The sequence below is a fragment of the Bradyrhizobium sp. 159 genome, assembly GCF_023073795.1.
Classification (GTDB): domain Bacteria; phylum Pseudomonadota; class Alphaproteobacteria; order Rhizobiales; family Xanthobacteraceae; genus Bradyrhizobium.
The window spans coordinates 193,443-210,767 of sequence record NZ_JADPKE010000005.1; the positions used below are offsets into that span (position 1 = coordinate 193,443).

Consider the following 17,325-nt stretch of genomic DNA (forward strand, 5'->3'; position numbering starts at 1 on the left):
CGGGGAAGCCAGTACGCCGCGGCTTGTCGGTGAATCACAGACGTCTCGGCGTACTGGGGCGCCCAAGCCGGGCGATGACAGAGAGTGTGTAGGAACCAGCGTAGCCACAAGCTCGTCATTGCGAGGAGCGAAGCGACGAAGCAATCCAGAATCCCTCCGTGGAGAGACTCTGGATTGCTTCGCTGCGCTCGCAATGACGGAGCATGTGGAGGTATTACGGCTCTACCTACACGACAACCCCGCGTCGATCGTGGTCCAGAAGCCGCAATGTTCCGGCACGAGCTGTGGCGCGCCGGCGTGGGCTTCAAACAGGAAGATCGCGACGGTGAAGACGATCAGGGCGGAGGCGAACAGGACGATACGGCTACGCATATGACACGCGTTTAGTCGACATCGTGGTCGAATGATGGCATGGCCATGTGCTGAAAAACGGCGCCGCGCGCGATCCGTAGATGCCGGTCGGCCATCATGGTCCGTACAGGGCGGTGGTCGATGCGACGCTGTCCGCCTGATGTTGTTCCTCGGGCGGCCCCGCTTCCAGATTTGTGGTCCGCATGAGCGCCGCGATCTGCGGGACCGACCTCCCCGAATGTCGCTTCGCTCGTTCGGGCTACGGCGCCGCGATCACCGCGCCAGCCATTCCGCGACGTCCTTCTGCGATTCCGCGCGGGCCTGCATATCGGTGCCGAGATGACCATGCTCGGGCGCGGCTACGTCGGTGCCGCCGGCGGCTGCGTGCAGTGGCGTGTTGGCGCGGTCGAAATCGTGATAAGCGCCGGGATAGACCACGATGCGCGCAAGCGCGCTGCGGCCGCGCGCGCCATCCACCATCTGGCGGCAGGCCGGCGGCGACGAGACGTCGTCATTGGCGCCGATCAGCACCAGGGTCGGCACCCGCGTGCTCCAGCCGAGGCCGGCGGAGATCCGGCAATCGGGATAGAAGGCGACCGCGGCACGGAAATCCGGGTCCAGATCGCGGGCGGCACTCTGCGGCCGCACTGCCCAGAGCAGCGCGCTGGCGCCGTTGGCCCAGCCGATCAGGCTGACGCGGTCGCGCGCCACCCAGTTCTGCTTCATCAGCCAGGCGCGTGACGCCGCGATGTCGGTGACGCGTTCACGGCGCGCCTTAACGTGCATCTCCTTGACGCGACATTGCGGCCCGAGCTCGCGCGAGCCGTAGCTGTCAGGCAGCAGCACCGCATTGCCGGCCCTCAGCAGCCGCTCCGCCCAGTCGCGATAGCGCGGCAGGACGGAATCGGAATGGCCACTGAGCCCGCCGCAGCCGTGCAGCGCGATCACGGCCGGAAAAGGCCCCTCGCCCTCGGGCTTGTAGAGCTGCGCATGCAGGACGCCCGACGACAGCGGGATGTCGACCTGCTGCGGCACCGGCGCGGCGTGCGCGGCCGACGTCAGGAGCGTCAGGAACAGGGCGGTCAGTCGAAGGCGCATCGGACCCTGCGTCAAGATCCTTCGTCCAAGCACTATCACGCGGAAACGGCGCCAAAACATCACAAACCGGTGGGTTTACCGGGCGGACAAGCCACCCTATCTATGCTACATCCAGCCCGACACATTATGCCCTCCAAGGTTTTCCACGGAGAGGCCTTCCACGGAGACTTTCGACCGTGCTGAACAAGTTCGGCCCCTCGGGCCATGGCGAAGCGCAGGTGCAATATCTTGACGGCGATTTCCGCGTGATCTCGCCGGGCACCTATGTGCGTTGTGCCATCACCGACGCGCGCATCCCGCTCGACGAACTGAAGTACTGGAGTGTGGATCTGCAAGAAGCCTACGCCACGCCTGCCGCCGTGCTCCAGCGGCATTTCCCCGGCGTGCCGAAGCCGCAGGCCTAAGGCCCCGCCCGCGCGTCTATTGCTGCTCCCGGCCATCCGCGCCCACACACGTCTTGATGAAAGTCTTGCGGGCCTCGCCGACGATCTTCTGATCAACCGCCTGCTTGAGGCAGTCGACCCGCGCCTGCGCCATGCAGAGCTGCATCTGGTCGCGTTTGTCCTGTCCCTTCAGATTTTGCGCCGTGGCGAGGCACGTGACGCGCTTGGTCGCGGGAACCGGCACCGCACTTGTCGGATTCGCCGGAGCGGCGGCAGGCGGCGGCGAGGAGGTCTGAGCAAGCGCGGGCAAAACCGGCAGACATGCAGGCTGGCGACAAAGATCGCGGATCGCAATTTCATCGAATTCTCCTGATCGGAGCTATATCGATAGCGCACGGCCATGAATGTCGGCTGAATGTCAGCTGATGTCTAAAATTGTCTCGCTCCCGTTGGGCCTCATTTAAGTCGGTCTGCACCACATTGTGGCGGGAAAAAGTGGCAGGCGGGCAGAAGCGCATGGACCCTCGGAGACTTTGCAGCCGTTCGTTCGATGCATCATCGTGCCCAGCGGATCATGCTCGTCGGCGCGGACGCACGATTAGCCTGCTTCAACGATTCGCCCGAGATCAGTCGGGCAGCTATGTGCTCATTTCGGCGCTGCTGATGCCGGTCCTGGTCGGCACCGCGGGCCTCGGCACGGAAGTCGGCTGGTGGTACTACAAACACAAGAATATGCAGAGCGCGGCTGACTCGGGCGCGGTCAGCGCTGCGACAGCGGCGAGTGCGGGCACCGACCCCTTGTCCGAAGCCAAGGCGGTGACGGCAAACTACGGTTACGCGAACGGGTCGAACAACGTCACGGTCACGGTGAACCAGCCACCGAAGACAGGCAATCATGCTTCGAATTCGCAGGCCATCGAAGTCATCGTGAGTCAGCCGCAGCAGCGGCTGCTATCAGCCTTGTTCGGCTCGGATCCTGTGCTCATAACCGCACGCTCTGTCGCCCTGCCAAATTCCGGGACAGGCTGCGTACTTGCGCTCAACTCGAGCGCAAGTCCCGCCGTCAACGTCAGCGGCGGCAACCAGCTCAACCTGATCAAGTGCAACCTTTACAGCAACTCGAGTGCAAGTCCCTCGCTCAACGTTGCCGGCAGCGCCTCCGTCGCTGCAAATCAGGTCGGAGTGGTTGGCGACGTCTCCGGCGCGAGCAGCATCACGGCGAGCAACGGTATCAAGACGCACATATCGCCCGTCGCCGACCCCTACGCCAACGTTTCTCCCCCCGCGAGGCCGAGTTGCACCAACGCCAAGATTACGGTCAACGCCAACGGAAAAACGAACTCGCTCGACCCCGGCTGCTACATGGGCAGCATTACGGTCAATGCCGGCGCAGTCCTGAATCTGAGTCCAGGCATCTATTATCTGGACGGGGCCAACTTGAGCGTCGCTGGAAACGCCACAATCGCGGGCAGCGGCGTGACCCTGGTGTTTACAGGCTCGGGAAGCGACTGGGGCACCGCTTCGATCGGCAGCAACGCGACCATCAACCTGACGGCACCAACCAGCGGCCCCACGAAAGGCATCGTCATGTACGGCGACCGCAATATGCCGGCCGGGACTGCTTTCAATCTCACCGGTGGCAGCACACAGAATTTCGGCGGCGCCATCTATCTGCCAAAGGCCAATCTCAGCTTCAGCGGCGGCAACGGCACGAGCACATCCTGCACCAAGATCATCGCGGACACGCTGACGTTCAGCGGCACGTCGAACCTCCAGGTCAATTGCACCGCGCTCGGCACCGCGACCATAGGTTCGCAAACCGCACAGCTCATCGAATGAGGTTTGGGTCAATGCAAATTCAGAGCGTCTCATCCAGGCGCCGTCGTCGGTTGCTTGATTCTCTAACAGGGCACGTGCGCGCTGCTGTCAGCGACAAACGCGGCGTTGCGGCCGCCGAATTCGGCATCTTGATCCCGGTGCTGTCCCTGATGGTCGTTTCCGTAACGGACATCGGGCTTGCACTGTATCGCAAGATGCAGGTCGAAAATGCCGCACAAGCGGGAGCGCAATACGCAATTGCGCGCGGCTTTAACGCGAGCGGCATTTCGAACGCCGTAAGAAGTGCCACCAGCGCCACGGACATCACCGCCTCACCTCCGCCGGTCCAATTTTGCGGATGCCCAACGAGTGCAGGTGTCAGCACTGTCACCTGCGGGACGGTTTGCACCGGCGGCGCGCAGGCTGGAACGTATACGACGGTCTCGGCGCGGGCGACGTACTATACCATCATCGATTACCAGATTGTGGCGGCCACATACACTTACAGCGCGCAATCCACTGCGAGGCTGCAGTGAAACTCGCGGCACTATGGCAAGACAATCGAGGCGCATCCGCGCTGGAATTTGCGCTGACCGCTCCGGCGTTCTTCCTGTTCATATTTGGGATCATCGAATGCGGGCTGCTGTTCTGGACTCAGCTGGGAATCCAGCATGGGAGCGAAATGGCAGCGCGTTGCGCAACCGTCAACAGCACGCTCTGCCCAAGCAGCAGTGCCATCACCAGTTACGCTGCGCAGCAGGCGTTCGGCCTCACGCTCCCTGCGGAGACATTCACCTTTTCTGCGTCAGCATGCGGCAACGAGGTCAGCGCGAGTTATGCATTCACGTTCCCGCAGATTCTCAACCTCTCTCCGGTGACGCTGACCGCCCGGGCATGCTTTCCGAGTTGAGGTCGTGGGAGACAAGAGCGCAGCCACCTGCAACAGGGGCGCAGCTTCTCGCGCGACTTGGGATGGAGACGATGTGCGCGCGCACCTGAACCGCGGTTCCCGCAGCCGAAATGATTTTCGCCGTACGATCCGCGTTGCATCAAAGATTACTTGCACTCCGTGGCTCGTCATTTCACGCTGTAGTTGGATTCTTTGTCGCAAATCGGCGCTCTTAAGTTGTTTGACGAAGTCTTGGTGAAACAATGGGCTGCTATATTGCGTGTTAGGTAATTAGCCCTGCTCCTTTTATCGCGCAGACAATCAAGTCAGCCAAACGGCGATCGAGCTTTGGAACTGGCGCAGTCTGTGAACGGGCTCATATCGAAGAGTCATCCGGCGGGCTACGATCACCTCGAAAAATGCGCGGTGGAATATCTGTAAATCAAATTCAAACGATGGGGGTGAATCATGCCCACCATATTGGACCTGCTCTATCGTGAATATTGCCGCGCCCGCCTCGCTGAAATGCGGAAGCAGCTTCTGATCTCAGCCGAACGCTCTGAAGCTCTCGAAGCGCACAATCATCCTGCAGCTCAGGGTGAGGATGAGAGGACGGACGCGCAGCGCAAAATCGGTTGCGGCGTGCCGAATTGAAGCGGCCGAGGACCGGCGATCTCTCCCGCGTGCAGTGACCAAGCACTTGGCAACAGATTGGGAGGAAGCAATGAATACACCCGAATGCTATACTGTCATGGTAGCCTGTGCCTCATGCCTGACCATTGTCGGGTTAATGGCCGTCGGGGTGTGGTGAGCATGACTGAATGCTGAACGGCGGTCGCAGGCCGTTACCAAGGCCGCTGGCAAGCAGGTTCGGTCGGCGTATGGCGCCGAACCCAGCACGATGCCCTCGGCTTGCAAACTTGATTGTTGCTGTGACGTGAACGTTGCCGCCGCTTGGTGCCGCGGCGGCTTCGCTTCAGATCCGGATGTCAGCTTCCAGGCGGGGCATACGAAGAACGCAGCCTTGCCGCGTTCTGGCGGACCTGCTTGATCTCGTCCTGCGTGAACAGCCGAGTCAGTTTCACGTTCTGCAGGGTGCCCGCCGCGACGGTCAGGCCGGAAATGGCCGGAGCGGCACTCGGGTCAGGCACGTCGAAAATCACCAAAACGCCGGGGCCGTCGGCCGCAACGCTGTACATCGAGATCAGCCTTCCGCCGGCCGCTTCGATGAGTTTTCGAGCCGCCTCCTGGCGATCGGTCGTGGGATTTTCCAGAATGGCCTCGAGGGAGCGTGATGTGTATTGTCCGGTGAGGCAAAAATGCATGGCATGTTCTCCTCTGTGCTCTTGGAATCTGCTCTCTGTGCTCTTGGCAATAACTTGCCTTGCCGCGAACTGGTCGTTGCGGCCGTCGTATCTGAAATGATGAAGGTAGGGCCCGCCGTGGGCATAAACGCCGCCGATGATTGCCGGGAGTTCGGCACGTCCCGGTGACGGCTCTCATGAAAGGCTATATCAGGTCCCAAACGTGCGGAAGAGAATTCGTCAGCCGCGACACTTCGCTTTTGGCGCTACGGCAGAGACGCTGGCCTAACGTGTGAGATCAACGTGTGCTGAACCGCCGCTCGCGCGCCCTGTACAGGTGGTCGCTGATCACTTCCTGCAGCTTTGCCGGATCGTCGAACTCAAGTTGCACGGCGAACGCCACGATGCCCTCGGGCACGCCCTCACGGCCGCGCAGACGCGCGAGATCCTTTTCCGTGGTCACCAGCGTGAGCTGCTCGCGCCGGGCCTGCACCGCGAGTGCGGCGAGCTCGTCATCCGAGAACATGTGGTGATCGGCAAACCGGCGCGTGCGTGCGACGTCGATGCCGCTGGCGCGCAAGCCGCGGAAGAAGCGCTCGGGATCGCCGATGCCGGCGAAGGCGAAAACCCGCTTGCCAAGGAGCTGCGCGAGCGAGGCCGCATTCGGCTTCAGCCGTGCGCGCAGCTCCGGCTTGTCGCGCTTGGCAAGCTCGGCCGCGACATCGTTCGCGGCACGCCCGTCGCCGATCAGGACCAGCGCATCGGTGCGCGCGAGCTGCGCCTGCAGTGGCGCGCGCAGGGGACCGGCGGGAAACACCTTGCCGTTGCCGAGGCCGCGCTCGCTGTCGATCACGATCAGCGAGGCGTCCTTGTGCAGACGCGGGTTCTGGAAGCCGTCGTCCATCAGGATCACGGTGGCGCCTTGCGACTTCGCCAGCGCGACGCCCTCGAGGCGATCACGCGCGACCGCGACGGGGACCTCGCGCGCCAGCATCAGCGGCTCGTCGCCGACGTCGGAAGCGGTGTGACGCGCCCGGTCGACCATAATCGGACCTTTCAGGCGTCCGCCATAGCCGCGGCTGAGCACCACCGGGATCTCACTGAGCTCGCGCAGTAGCTTGGTCAACGCCAGCACGGTCGGCGTCTTGCCGGCACCGCCGACATGGTAGTTGCCGACGCAGATCACGGGAATGCCGGCGTCAAAGCCCTGGCGCGCCATGCGACGCGCAGTGATCGCGCCGTAGAGCGCACCCAGAGGACTGAGGACATGCGACTGCGGGGAGCGTGGCCGGTACCAGAAGGCCGGCTCACGCATTGGCGGCTCCCATCTCGATCCGCAGTTGCAACAGGTAGGGCTCGAGTGCCGCCATGGTGCGATCGAGCGCGCCGCCGAGCTGCTCGACCACGCCCGCGCCGGCGCGCTGCATCTTGTCGCGCGCGGTGGGATCGGCCAGCAATTGGCCGAGCTGCTTGACCAGCGCTTCCTGCGTGTCGACCTGGCGCGCCCCGCCGCGCCCGTCGAGCGTCTCGTAGACATCGGCGAAATTGAAGACGTGCGGACCATGGATGATGGCGGCACCGAGCTTGATCGCCTCGATCGGGTTCTGGCCGCCATGATGGATCAGCGATCCGCCCATGAAGACGATCGGCGAAAGGCGATAGAACAGGCCGAGCTCGCCCATGGTGTCGGCGACATAGAGGTCGGTCGTCGCCGCCGGCAGCTCCTCGCGCGAGCGCAATGCCGGCTTGAGGCCCGAGGCGGTGATCAGACCCGCGATCGAGGAGCCGCGGTCCGGATGGCGCGGCACGATCACGGTCAGAAGCTGCGGGAAGAAGCCGGCGAGGCTTCGATGCGCCGCGATCAGCATCTCGTCTTCGCCCGGATGGGTCGAGGCCGCGACGATGATCGGCCGCCCGCGCGTCATCGCCATCAGCCGCTCAAGCCTGGCGGGATCGGCCGGCGGCGCCGGGACGTCGAGCTTGAGATTGCCGGTGGTGAGGACGTCGCGGCCGCCGAGCGCGGCAAAGCGCTCGGCATCCGTCTTCGATTGTGCCAGACAAATGTCGAACCGGGAAAGCAGCGCCGAGATGGTGCCGTGCATGCGCCGCCAGCGCGGGAACGAGCGCGGCGACATCCGCCCGTTGATCAGCACCATCGGCACGCGGCGCGCCGCGCCGGCGAGGATCAGGTTGGGCCACAGGTCGGATTCGATGAACAGCGCCAGCGACGGCTTCCAATGATCGAGGAAGCGCGCGACGTAGCGCGGGGAATCATACGGCACGTATTGATGGATGACGTCGGGCGGGAAGCGCTTCGCCACCACGGCCGCCGAGGTGACGGTGCCGGAGGTGAGCAGGATGCGCAGATTGAGATCGCGCAGCCGCTCGATCAGCGCTGCCGCAGCCAGAACCTCGCCGACGCTGGCGCCGTGGATCCACACCAGGGGGCCATGTGGCCGCACGTCCCGCGACAAGCCCCGCCGCTCGCTGACGCGCGCGGGATCCTCCTTGCCCTGTTTCAACCGCCGCTTGATCAGCGCGGGCGCGAGCGGCACCAGGCCGGAGGCCAGGCGCTGATACATTCGCAGCGTCATCGGCAGCGGGTCAGGCATCTTCCGGTCCCGGGCGCCCGAGTTGCGCATAGGCGCGGCGGGTCGCCTCGTTCAACGTCTCCTCCAGCTCCAGCCGAAGCGCTTCCATGGTTGCGGCGTCGGCATCCGGTGGAACGTGGATTTCCTTGATGCCGACCAATGCGCCTCGCCCGAATGGCAAATTGATGGTGGTGCGGTCCCAGTTCTTGAGCCGGATGAAGCGGCTGGTCGCCATTGCGAAAGGCATGATCGGCCGCCCCGATTCCCGTGCCAGCATGATGATGCCGAGCCCGGCCACGCGCGAGCGTTTGGGGACATCGGCGGTCAGCGCGACATTACAACCGTCCTGGAGCGTCCGCACCATTTCCTTGAAGGCGCCGACCCCGCCCTTGCGGTGGAAGGCGCCGCCGTGATCGCCGGAACCACGGATGGTGCCGATCCCGAGCCGCTCGGCGGCGATCGCATTGAACTCGCCGTCGCGATGACGGGAGATCAGCACCTTGGCGCGGTACCAATCCTTGTTCTTGATGAAGGGGGTGAGGAAATGCTGGCCGTGCCAGAAGGCGAAGATCGCCGGGATCTGCGGCTCGACGCGGTCATAGACGTCAGGCGGATCGAACCTGAACTTGTTGGTCCGCCAGACCAGACGCAGATATTCAGCCGCCAGGACCCCGACGGCACGCTGAATAAAGCTGCTTCGCAGCGTATTGCGAAGCAGTTTTTTCAACGCGCCGGTTCTTGATTGGGGTCGAGCAGGCGGTGGAGATGGACGATGAAATAGCGCATCTGCGCGTTGTCGACCGTGCTCTGCGCCTTGGCTCGCCAGGCCGCGTGCGCGGTGGCGTAGTTCGGATAGAGGCCGACGATGTCGACGTCGTCGAGGTTCTTGAAGGTGTTGTGCTCGAGATCGACGAGCTCGCCACCGATGACGAGATGAAGCAGTTGTTGCGGGGCACTATCTGGCATGGGTTCTCTTCCTAACGGGCTGCCCGGCAAAGCAGTGTTCGACAAGCACGACGAAGCGCTTAGGGCAAGGGGCGGTTTCGAAAATGCGCGACAATGCCCGCATGACGATCGCGTCCCGCTGCCACCAGCACCCCGTGCGCCACTTCCCGGCGGTTATAGAGGATGGGTTCTCCGGAGAGGTCACTCATCTTACCACCCGCTTCCTGCACGATCAAATCGGCCGCCGCAAGGTCCCAATCATGGCTGTTGCCGCCCGCAAAGGCCGCATCCAGCGCGCCATCGGCGACCCGGCACAGACGCAGCGCGAGCGAGCCGATTCGCGGATGCAGCTTGATCTCACCGCCCGTGGCATTGAGCCGCTCGACCAGCGGCTTCGGGCCGGCGACGCGCGCGAAGTCGAACTCGGACCCGGACGTCGCCCGCACCGGCGCCCCGTTCAGCGTCGTGCCCTGGCCGCGGACCGCGAAGAAGAATTCATCGCGCGCCGGTGCGAACACCGCGGCAAGCACCGGTGAGGTATCCTCGACCAGCGCGACGCTCACGCACCAATCGTCATGACCGCCCAGATAATTGCGCGTGCCGTCGATGGGATCGACGATCCAGGTCAGTCGCCGCGACAGCCGTGCCGCATCGTCGGCACTTTCCTCGGACAGCCAGCCATAGTCAGGCGTCGCAGCGCGCAAGCGCGTTTCGAGCAGATTGTTGACCGCGATGTCGGCTTCCGACACCGGCGAGGATGCCCCCTTGATCCACTTCTTCAGCTCGGTGCGGAACATCGACTGCGCCAGCGCGCCCGCGTCCCGCACCGCGTCCTTCAGCAGCGCCGCATCGCGTGTCAGGATGGTCGCGTCTGGGGATTGCGCGTCAGCGTCCGCCAAGCGTCAAACCCTCGATGCGCACCGTCGGCGCATTGATGCCGTAGCGGAATTCGAGATTGTTCGCCGGCTGCATTGACTTGAAGATCTCGAATAGATGTCCGGCGATCGTCACCTCGCTGACGGGATAGGTGATCTCGCCGTTCTCGATCCAGAAGCCGGAGGCGCCGCGGCTGTAATCGCCGGTGACGCCGTTGACGCCGGAGCCGATCAGGTCGGTGACGTAGAAGCCCTGCTTGATGTCCGCGATCAGCTCGGCCGGCGTCGGCGTGCCGGCCTCGAGATGCAGGTTGTACGGCCCGGGCGACGGCGAGGAGGAGACGCCGCGATGGGCGTGGCCGGTGGTGGTGAGGCCGAGCTCGCGCGCGGTGGCGCAGTCGAGCAGCCAGGTCGTCAGCACGCCCTCGTCGACCAGCGCGATCTTCCTCACCGCGACGCCTTCGGCGTCAAACGTCTGCGAGCGCAGGCCGCGCTTGCGCAAGGGATCGTCGACGATGCGAATGTTCTTCGCGAACAGCTGCTGGCCGAGCTTGTCCTTCAAGAAACTGGTCTTGCGCGCGATCGAGGCGCCGTTGATGGCGCCGACGAGATGGCCGACCAGGGAGCCCGCAACGCGCGGATCGAACACGACGGGCACCTTGCAGGTCTCGACCTTGCGCGGATTGTAGCGCGCCACCGTGCGCTCGCCGGCGGAACGGCCGACGGTTTCCGGCGACAACAAATCGGCGCCGTGTGGCGCCGAGGTGAAGTCGTAGTCGCGCTCCATGCTGGTGCCTTCGCCCGATATGGCGGTGGCGGAAATGCCCTGGCTGGAGCGTAGGTAAGAGCCGTGGAAGCCGGTAGAGGTGACGAGCACCATGCCGCCGATGCCGGCGGAAGCCGAGGCGCCGCCGGATTTGGTCACCCCCTTCACGCCGAGCGCCGCAGCTTCGGCCGCAAGCGCGCGGCGCTCGAGCTCTGAGGTCGTAGGCAGGTCGGGATCGAGCAGGTCGAGATCGGGGAAGTCGCGCGCGAGCAGCGCGGGATCGGCTAGGCCGACATATTTGTCGTCGGGCGCAACACGCGCCATCGCCACCGCGCGTTCGGCGAGCTTGGTCACGGCATCGCCGCTGACGTCGTTGGTCGAGACCACCGCCTGGCGCTGGCCGACCAGCACGCGCAGGCCGACATCGTCGCCCTCGGACCGCTCGGATTCCTCGACGCGGCCGTCGCGCACCTCGACGCCCTGCGAGACTCCGCGTACTGCGACGGCATCGGCTGCATCAGCGCCGGCGCGCTTGGCGGCCTCGACCAGCCGCTGCGCGAGATCGGAGAGCGCGGACTGATCGAACAGGTCGCGATGGGCCTGCGACGACATTTGGGTCGAAAGCGTCGAGCTTGCGGATGGTGAAGAGTTCACGAACGAAATCCTGTTGGGGCGGGTTCGGGACCGGAACCCACAGATGTGCCCTGATAGCGCGGACTTCAAGCATTTTCAGCCCGCCAAAAGCTCAGATTCGCAGCTCTCGCGCAACGTCTCGTCAATCATGCGCGCCAAGGTCTTGTCAATCATGAGCAGCAGTGACGGTGGGTTAACCAGCCTTTTTAAGCGGTTTCGGAAAGGCGCGCGCTAAGGTCCTCGCATCGACCGGGAACATAATCCCGGCGGGGAGAACTAAAGCCGTGAGGCGTCAAACAGCAACATGCGGGGTCGCTCCCGCCGGGTCGAGCCGCTCCTTGCGGCTCGACCCTCTTTCCCTTCCGGTCCGCTTCGATGCGCACGATCCGCGCGCCGACGGACATGTCAGGCAGATCGAGCTTCATCGCGAGCGTGTCGTGCTGCGCCGTGCCGTTCGCGGCATGCAGATGGCCATCAACGTCCGTGTCAGCGACTTCACCGGCGTCGCGCTGCGCGGCAATGACGAGGTGCAGACCCTCGTCCTCGTGCATCGCGATCCCTCGCTCTCCATTCCGCTGCTGGTCGGCGCCGAGGCCGACGAGATCGCGCAAGCCTGGGCGATCTGGAGCGAGATCTTCGCGCTTCCGCAGCTCGACGAAGGCGCACGCAAACCCGCGCCGCGCCGCCGTCGCGCCAACGCGATCCGCGCCCGCCGCCCGAAATTCTTGATGCGCCGGCGCACCGGCATCGCGCGCGAACTCACCGTGCATCAGGGCGAACGCGAGATCATTGCAAGGGATTGAGTGGCAACTACGCCGCCCGCATTGCCGCGTCGGCGAGTAATCCTGCAAATAGCAACAGCCCCGCATCGCGGTTCGACTTGAACAGGCGCAGGCACAGTTCGGGATCATCGATCCTCAGCCGCACGATCTGCCACGCCAGATGCACGGCGAAGGCCGCAAGGCCGAGCCAGGCCAGCCAGCCCGCATCGCCTGAAGCCAGCGCGACGCCGATCAGCATCACCGCAAAGCCATAGAACAGGATCAGCGCCTGGTGCGTATGCGCGCCGAACAGGCGCGCGGTGGATTTGATGCCGATCAGCGCGTCGTCCTCGGCGTCCTGATGCGCGTAGATCGTGTCATAGCCGATCACCCATGAAATGGCGCCGGCATAGAGCACGAGCGCGGTGACGTCGATGCGTCCGAAGGTGACGGCAAATCCCATCAGGGCGCCCCAGGAGAAGGCCAGCCCGAGCACGATCTGCGGCCACCAGGTGATGCGCTTCATGAAGGGGTAGATCGCGACGATCAAGAGCGAGGCGATGCCGGTCAGGACCGCGAAGCGGTTGAACTGCAACAGCACCACGAGACCGATCAGCGCCTGTGCGACCATGAAGAGCAGCGCCTGCTTCGTGGTCACCTGCCCTGACGGCAGCGGCCGCGAGCGGGTGCGCTCGACCTTGTCATCGAGGTCGCGGTCGGTGATGTCGTTCCAGGTGCAGCCGGCTCCGCGCATCACGAAGGCGCCGATGAAGAACAGCACGATGGTGAGCGGCAGGCCGCGGATCTCGTGCGCCATGCCGGCGGCGAGCGCCGCCGACCACCAGCACGGCATCAACAGCAGCCAGGAGCCGATCGGACGGTCGAAGCGGGACAAGCGCAAATAAGGCCGCGCCCATTGCGGCGCGAGCGTATCGACCCAGTTGCCTGTAGAGTCGGCAACGCGGGCGGATGTATCGCTCATCGGGTCAGGACGTTGCCGTTGAGCGTATCGAAGGTGCTGCCGCCCTTCTTGCCGGCATTGGCTTCCGGCGCCGAGCCCGAACCCAGCACCTCGCTCAGCGACGGGCCGGCCGGGCGCGCCTGCTGCTGCTGCATCTGCTGCGCGACCATGCAGACCTTCTTCTGCATGGCCTCGGTGTTCTTGTGGCCGGTCTTCATCTGCTCGCCGATCTGCGGCGGGATTCCGCATTTGGCGGCGTGGGACTCGATGTACTTGATCATTTTCAGCTCAGCCTGGCTGAAGTTGCCGATCAGCTTGCACGCCTCGTCCGGCGGCGCATGACGGTCGCTCGCGGCCTTGATCAGCTTGCCGCGCTTCTCGGCTTCCTCGCGGAGCGGAATGAAGGCCTTCATGCAGTCCTCGCCGGGACCGCCTTGCGTCGGCGGAGCTGCGCTGAAAGCGCCGGCACCGCCGATCGGCGCGGCGCCGTTGACGGGAAAGGATGATTGCGGCGCCGTGCCGACGGAGGCAACGGGTGCCGAGCCGTTCACGGGCGGAAAGGCGGAGCTGGTGGCGGCCTGGTTTGGCAGCGGTGCCGGGAACGCGCTTTGCGCATTAGCGCCCGCAGCACCCATGGCGACCATGGCGGCGGCAGTGATCGGGACCATCAGGCGACGGATCATGAAGGCAGTCTCTCCGGCAGGAGCTTACGGGTTCGGCGTCTTCCAATCGAAGCGCAACCAGCGTGTTCGCGTTTTTACGATTCCCGCCGGGGCTTAACAACCCGTTGAATAGGGCAAGAGCGCGGCGCGGAGACGCACCAATTCGTCGATATTTACCCCCAAAAATACTGGTTTCGGTTAAGAACGGCGGCAAATTGGACCTTTGAACCATGCCTTCCCACGATTTTCGCGCCCCTCGCCTGTTCGTCGACGCCCCCCTCGCCCAAGACGCCAGGGTGCAGCTCGACCGCGACCAGAGCAATTATCTGGGCAACGTGCTCCGGCTGCCCGCCGGGGCCGAGGTTTTGGCGTTCAACGGCCGGGACGGCGAGTGGCAGGCTGCCATCGAAGGCCGCAAACGGCCGGATGGCCTTGTGATCCTTCAGCAGACCCGGCTTCAGGACGGGCTGCCTGACGTGGCCTACGTGTTCGCCCCGCTCAAGCATGCCCGGCTGGATTACATGGTCCAGAAGGCCATCGAGATGGGCGCCGCCAGGCTCCAGCCGGTCCTAACCCGGTTCACCCAGGCCTCCCGGGTCAACACCGAGCGAATGCGCGCCAACGTCGTCGAGGCCGCCGAGCAATGCGGTATCCTCAGCATCGCCTCGGTGGCCGAGCCGGTGCCGCTGGAGCGGTACCTCAGCCAGCGCGCCGCAGACCGCCTGCTCATCTTCTGCGATGAGGCGGCCGCGGTTGCAAACCCCGTTCAGAGCCTGCAGAACGCACGCGAGGCCGGCAAAGGTATCGACGTGCTGATCGGCCCAGAAGGGGGCTTTGCCGAGGAGGAACGGGCGCTGCTGCTGCGGCAGCCGAAAATCCTGCAGCTGGCGCTCGGCCCGCGGATCATGCGGGCCGACACCGCCGCGGTGGCGGCCCTGGCGCTGGTGCAGGCGGTGCTGGGCGATTGGGGCAAGTCCACCTAATCCGGGGAATTGCCCACCCGTTAAGCGATTGATCCTTTGGAGGTCGAAACCGCATTCGGGCCATGCTAAGGGCTGCGCCAATTCCCGTCCCTTCCCTTGCCTGCCCGGTTCCACCGGGACGATGGACCTCTATTATGACCGCGACCGCCACCTCAAATGCTGCCGGCTCCGCCGCCTGGGCGGATACGCTGCTGTTGTCGTTCGCGCAGGCGGGCTATGTCAGGGCCGAGCCCGCCATCCTGCAACCGGCCGAGCCGTTCCTGGACCTCTCGGGCGAAGACATCCGCAAGAGCCTGTACCTGACCACGGACCTCTCGGGCGAGGAGCTCTGTCTGCGCCCGGACCTGACCATTCCGGTGGCGCGCGATTACCTCGCCTCTGGCCGTGCCGGCCAAGCGGCCGGGTTCAGCTATCTCGGCCCGGTGTTCCGATACCGCGGCGGCCAGGCCAGCGAGTTTCTCCAGGCCGGCATCGAGTCCTTCGGCCGCCAGGACCGCGCCGCGGCGGATGCCGAGATGCTGGCGCTGGCCCTGGAGGCAACTGCCGCCTTCGGTGTCGGCGACGTCGAGATCCGCACCGGTGACGTCGCGCTGTTCAATGCCCTACTCGACGCGCTCGATCTCTATCCGGTCTGGCGCCGCCGCCTGGTCAAGGATTTCAACCGCAAGATCAGCCTGGAGCAGGATCTGGAGCGACTGGCGGCCGCGGCCACCGCGACCCGCAGCGAATATGAGGGCGTGCTCGCTGCGCTGGCCGGCTCGGACCGCAAGGCGGCGCTCGCCTTCGTCACCGATTTGATGTCGATCGCCGGCACCACCAATGTCGGCGGCCGTACCACAGCCGAGATTGCCGACCGCTTCCTCGAGCAATCGACCCTCAAGGGTGGCGCGTTGCCGCGCGAGGCGATCACCGTGCTCAAACGCTTCCTGTCGATCGCAGGCAATCCCGACGATGCCGTCGCAAAGCTGCGTGCACTGACCGCCGATGCCAAGCTCGATCTCACGGCTGCGATCGACCAGTTCGAGAGCCGGGTCGGCTTCATGGCGGCGCGCGGCATCGACGTGAAGCTGACGCGTTTCTCGACCGCGTTCGGCCGCGGGCTCGACTATTACACCGGCTTCGAGTTCGAATTGCATCACAGAGGTAATGGCGCCGAGCCGCTGGTCGCCGGTGGCCGCTATGACGGGCTGATGACCCAGCTCGGCTCCGTGCAGCCAATTCCCGCGGTCGGCTTCTCGGTCTGGGTGGACGCGCTGACCAAGATCGGCCGCAAGGTGGGGGCTTAAGTCATGAGCGCGCCATTCGTTCTGGCCGTTCCTTCCAAGGGCCGCCTTCAGGAAAACACGGAAGCCTTCTTCGCCCGCGCCGGGCTCAAGCTGTCGAAGGCCGGCGGTGCCCGCGACTATCGCGGCGCCATCGCGGGTCTCGACAATGTCGAGGTCGCCTATCTCTCGGCGAGCGAGATCGCCTCGCAACTCTCCCGCGGTTTTGCGCATCTCGGCGTCACCGGGGAAGACCTGGTGCGCGAGAACATCGCGGACGCCGACAAGCGCGTGTCACTGATCGAGGGGCTCGGCTTCGGCTATGCCGATGTCGTCGTCGCGGTGCCGCAGGCCTGGATCGACGTCCGCACCATGGCCGACCTCGACGACGTGACCACCGGCTTCCGCGAGCAACATCACATGCGGATGCGGGTCGCGACCAAGTTCGTCAATCTGACCCGCGCCTTCTTCCAGAGCCACGGCATCACCGACTACCGCATCGTCGAAAGCGCCGGCGCCACCGAAGGCGCGCCCGCGGCGGGCAGCGCCGAGCTGATCGTCGACATCACTACGACCGGTGCGACGCTCGCCGCCAATGGCTTGCGGGTGCTCGACGACGGCGTGATCCTGCGCAGCCAGGCCAATCTGGTCGCCTCCAAAGAGGCCGACTGGTCGTTGCAGGCACGCGAGACTGCGCGCGTCATCCTCGATCACATTGCGGCGCGAGCCCGCGCCAACAAGTACCGCGAGGTCCGCACCCGCTTTCGGCAATGCGACGCCGCCCTGCTCGGCGAGGCCCACAGCCGGTTCGGCGTCGCGGCCCCGTTTGGCGGACCGACCTCGTCAGGCATGCTGACGCTGCACTGCCCCCCGGACCAACTCTATGCGCTGGCGAGCTTCCTGCGCGAGCATGGCGCCGATACCGTCTCGGTGGTTTCGCTCGACTACGTGTTCGACCGGGAGAACCCGCTGTTCGCCAAGCTCGAGGCCTTTCTGGGGCGGTGAGCCTCTGTTTCGTTCAGCGTAGCGACAGCAAACCGCAG

20 protein-coding genes are annotated in these 17,325 nt (G+C 64.8%); 8 read left to right on the forward strand and 12 right to left on the reverse strand.

What is annotated here, in order from left to right:
* Positions 1–222: 222 nt before the first annotated feature.
* Together IVA96_RS01440 and IVA96_RS01445 are read right to left on the reverse strand one after the other, a co-directional pair.
* Positions 223–372, reverse strand: coding sequence for a hypothetical protein (locus IVA96_RS01440; protein ID WP_247277585.1), 150 nt, complete (start codon positions 370–372; stop codon positions 223–225).
* Positions 373–624: 252 nt separating this feature from the next.
* A complete protein-coding gene (locus tag IVA96_RS01445) occupies positions 625–1,449 on the reverse strand; it encodes a dienelactone hydrolase family protein (RefSeq protein ID WP_247277586.1) in 825 nt (274 codons plus the stop codon).
* 176 nt (positions 1,450–1,625) lie between these two features.
* Between IVA96_RS01445 and IVA96_RS01450 the strand changes: the two genes are divergently transcribed.
* Positions 1,626–1,853, forward strand: a complete 228-nt coding sequence (locus IVA96_RS01450; protein ID WP_247277587.1) for a DUF2093 domain-containing protein — start codon at positions 1,626–1,628, stop codon at positions 1,851–1,853.
* Between the two features lie 16 nt (positions 1,854–1,869).
* On the opposite strand, the gene IVA96_RS35725 is transcribed toward IVA96_RS01450, so the two are convergent.
* Complete coding sequence (locus IVA96_RS35725; RefSeq protein WP_346347877.1) at positions 1,870–2,076, reverse strand: hypothetical protein; 207 nt, start codon at positions 2,074–2,076, stop codon at positions 1,870–1,872.
* Between the two features lie 272 nt (positions 2,077–2,348).
* Here IVA96_RS35725 and IVA96_RS01460 point away from each other — a divergent pair, with 272 nt between their 5' ends.
* The 3 genes from IVA96_RS01460 to IVA96_RS01470 are packed head-to-tail and all read left to right on the forward strand — an operon-like array spanning position 2,349 to position 4,560.
* Positions 2,349–3,671, forward strand: coding sequence for a pilus assembly protein TadG-related protein (locus IVA96_RS01460; protein ID WP_256464546.1), 1,323 nt, complete (start codon positions 2,349–2,351; stop codon positions 3,669–3,671).
* 11 nt (positions 3,672–3,682) lie between these two features.
* A complete protein-coding gene (locus IVA96_RS01465; protein WP_247277589.1) occupies positions 3,683–4,186 on the forward strand; it encodes a TadE/TadG family type IV pilus assembly protein in 504 nt (167 codons plus the stop codon).
* The gene (locus IVA96_RS01470) at positions 4,183–4,560 is read left to right on the forward strand and encodes a TadE/TadG family type IV pilus assembly protein (RefSeq protein ID WP_247277590.1); all 378 of its coding nucleotides are present in this window, start codon (positions 4,183–4,185) and stop codon (positions 4,558–4,560) included. The genes IVA96_RS01465 and IVA96_RS01470 overlap by 4 nt, the downstream gene beginning before the upstream one ends.
* A gap of 968 nt (positions 4,561–5,528) precedes the next feature.
* Here the strand turns inward: IVA96_RS01470 and IVA96_RS01475 are convergent.
* The 7 genes from IVA96_RS01475 to IVA96_RS01505 form a co-directional block, all read right to left on the reverse strand.
* Positions 5,529–5,864: a GYD domain-containing protein gene (locus IVA96_RS01475; RefSeq protein ID WP_247277591.1), complete on the reverse strand. Its 336-nt coding sequence runs from the start codon at positions 5,862–5,864 to the stop codon at positions 5,529–5,531.
* A 277-nt stretch (positions 5,865–6,141) separates the two neighbouring features.
* Positions 6,142–7,158, reverse strand: coding sequence for a tetraacyldisaccharide 4'-kinase (gene lpxK, locus IVA96_RS01480; protein ID WP_247277592.1), 1,017 nt, complete (start codon positions 7,156–7,158; stop codon positions 6,142–6,144).
* The gene (locus IVA96_RS01485; protein ID WP_247277593.1) at positions 7,151–8,455 is read right to left on the reverse strand and encodes a 3-deoxy-D-manno-octulosonic acid transferase; all 1,305 of its coding nucleotides are present in this window, start codon (positions 8,453–8,455) and stop codon (positions 7,151–7,153) included. Before IVA96_RS01485 ends, lpxK begins: the two co-directional genes overlap by 8 nt.
* Complete coding sequence (locus IVA96_RS01490; RefSeq protein WP_247277594.1) at positions 8,448–9,161, reverse strand: lysophospholipid acyltransferase family protein; 714 nt, start codon at positions 9,159–9,161, stop codon at positions 8,448–8,450. Before IVA96_RS01490 ends, IVA96_RS01485 begins: the two co-directional genes overlap by 8 nt.
* Positions 9,158–9,400, reverse strand: coding sequence for a DUF4170 domain-containing protein (locus tag IVA96_RS01495; protein WP_027575891.1), 243 nt, complete (start codon positions 9,398–9,400; stop codon positions 9,158–9,160). Before IVA96_RS01495 ends, IVA96_RS01490 begins: the two co-directional genes overlap by 4 nt.
* A 59-nt stretch (positions 9,401–9,459) precedes the next feature.
* A complete protein-coding gene (locus tag IVA96_RS01500; RefSeq protein WP_247277595.1) occupies positions 9,460–10,278 on the reverse strand; it encodes a 3'(2'),5'-bisphosphate nucleotidase CysQ in 819 nt (272 codons plus the stop codon).
* The gene (locus IVA96_RS01505; protein ID WP_247277756.1) at positions 10,265–11,632 is read right to left on the reverse strand and encodes a TldD/PmbA family protein; all 1,368 of its coding nucleotides are present in this window, start codon (positions 11,630–11,632) and stop codon (positions 10,265–10,267) included. Before IVA96_RS01505 ends, IVA96_RS01500 begins: the two co-directional genes overlap by 14 nt.
* Positions 11,633–11,937: 305 nt before the next feature.
* On the opposite strand from IVA96_RS01505, the gene IVA96_RS01510 reads away from it, so the two are divergent.
* Complete coding sequence (locus IVA96_RS01510; protein ID WP_247277596.1) at positions 11,938–12,456, forward strand: DUF6101 family protein; 519 nt, start codon at positions 11,938–11,940, stop codon at positions 12,454–12,456.
* 7 nt (positions 12,457–12,463) lie between these two features.
* Here the strand turns inward: IVA96_RS01510 and ubiA are convergent, their stop codons facing one another.
* Together ubiA and IVA96_RS01520 are read right to left on the reverse strand one after the other, a co-directional pair.
* A complete protein-coding gene (gene ubiA, locus IVA96_RS01515; RefSeq protein ID WP_247277597.1) occupies positions 12,464–13,396 on the reverse strand; it encodes a 4-hydroxybenzoate octaprenyltransferase in 933 nt (310 codons plus the stop codon).
* Positions 13,393–14,058: a hypothetical protein gene (locus IVA96_RS01520; RefSeq protein WP_247277598.1), complete on the reverse strand. Its 666-nt coding sequence runs from the start codon at positions 14,056–14,058 to the stop codon at positions 13,393–13,395. The genes ubiA and IVA96_RS01520 overlap by 4 nt, the downstream gene beginning before the upstream one ends.
* A gap of 209 nt (positions 14,059–14,267) precedes the next feature.
* On the opposite strand from IVA96_RS01520, the gene IVA96_RS01525 reads away from it, so the two are divergent.
* The 3 genes from IVA96_RS01525 (at position 14,268) to hisG (ending at position 17,287) form a co-directional block, all read left to right on the forward strand.
* Complete coding sequence (locus IVA96_RS01525) at positions 14,268–15,020, forward strand: 16S rRNA (uracil(1498)-N(3))-methyltransferase (RefSeq protein ID WP_247277599.1); 753 nt, start codon at positions 14,268–14,270, stop codon at positions 15,018–15,020.
* A 134-nt stretch (positions 15,021–15,154) separates the two neighbouring features.
* The gene (locus IVA96_RS01530; RefSeq protein ID WP_247277600.1) at positions 15,155–16,306 is read left to right on the forward strand and encodes an ATP phosphoribosyltransferase regulatory subunit; all 1,152 of its coding nucleotides are present in this window, start codon (positions 15,155–15,157) and stop codon (positions 16,304–16,306) included.
* A 3-nt stretch (positions 16,307–16,309) separates the two neighbouring features.
* On the forward strand, positions 16,310–17,287 hold the full coding sequence (hisG, locus tag IVA96_RS01535) for an ATP phosphoribosyltransferase (protein ID WP_247415085.1): 978 nt from the start codon (positions 16,310–16,312) through the stop codon (positions 17,285–17,287).
* Positions 17,288–17,325 lie beyond the last annotated feature (38 nt).

Coding starts and splice junctions, on each gene's coding strand:
- IVA96_RS01505 (WP_247277756.1), bottom strand. CDS start 11,632: ATGTCGTCGCAGGCCCATCGCGACCTGTTCGATCAGTCCGCGCTCTCC.
- IVA96_RS01495 (WP_027575891.1), bottom strand. CDS start 9,400: ATGCCAGATAGTGCCCCGCAACAACTGCTTCATCTCGTCATCGGTGGC.
- IVA96_RS01485 (WP_247277593.1), bottom strand. CDS start 8,455: ATGCCTGACCCGCTGCCGATGACGCTGCGAATGTATCAGCGCCTGGCC.
- IVA96_RS01475 (WP_247277591.1), bottom strand. CDS start 5,864: ATGCATTTTTGCCTCACCGGACAATACACATCACGCTCCCTCGAGGCC.
- IVA96_RS01440 (WP_247277585.1), bottom strand. CDS start 372: ATGCGTAGCCGTATCGTCCTGTTCGCCTCCGCCCTGATCGTCTTCACC.
- IVA96_RS01445 (WP_247277586.1), bottom strand. CDS start 1,449: ATGCGCCTTCGACTGACCGCCCTGTTCCTGACGCTCCTGACGTCGGCC.
- IVA96_RS01525 (WP_247277599.1), top strand. CDS start 14,268: ATGCCTTCCCACGATTTTCGCGCCCCTCGCCTGTTCGTCGACGCCCCC.
- IVA96_RS01520 (WP_247277598.1), bottom strand. CDS start 14,058: ATGATCCGTCGCCTGATGGTCCCGATCACTGCCGCCGCCATGGTCGCC.
- lpxK (WP_247277592.1), bottom strand. CDS start 7,158: ATGCGTGAGCCGGCCTTCTGGTACCGGCCACGCTCCCCGCAGTCGCAT.
- ubiA (WP_247277597.1), bottom strand. CDS start 13,396: ATGAGCGATACATCCGCCCGCGTTGCCGACTCTACAGGCAACTGGGTC.
- IVA96_RS01530 (WP_247277600.1), top strand. CDS start 15,155: ATGACCGCGACCGCCACCTCAAATGCTGCCGGCTCCGCCGCCTGGGCG.
- IVA96_RS01465 (WP_247277589.1), top strand. CDS start 3,683: ATGCAAATTCAGAGCGTCTCATCCAGGCGCCGTCGTCGGTTGCTTGAT.
- hisG (WP_247415085.1), top strand. CDS start 16,310: ATGAGCGCGCCATTCGTTCTGGCCGTTCCTTCCAAGGGCCGCCTTCAG.
- IVA96_RS01460 (WP_256464546.1), top strand. CDS start 2,349: ATGGACCCTCGGAGACTTTGCAGCCGTTCGTTCGATGCATCATCGTGC.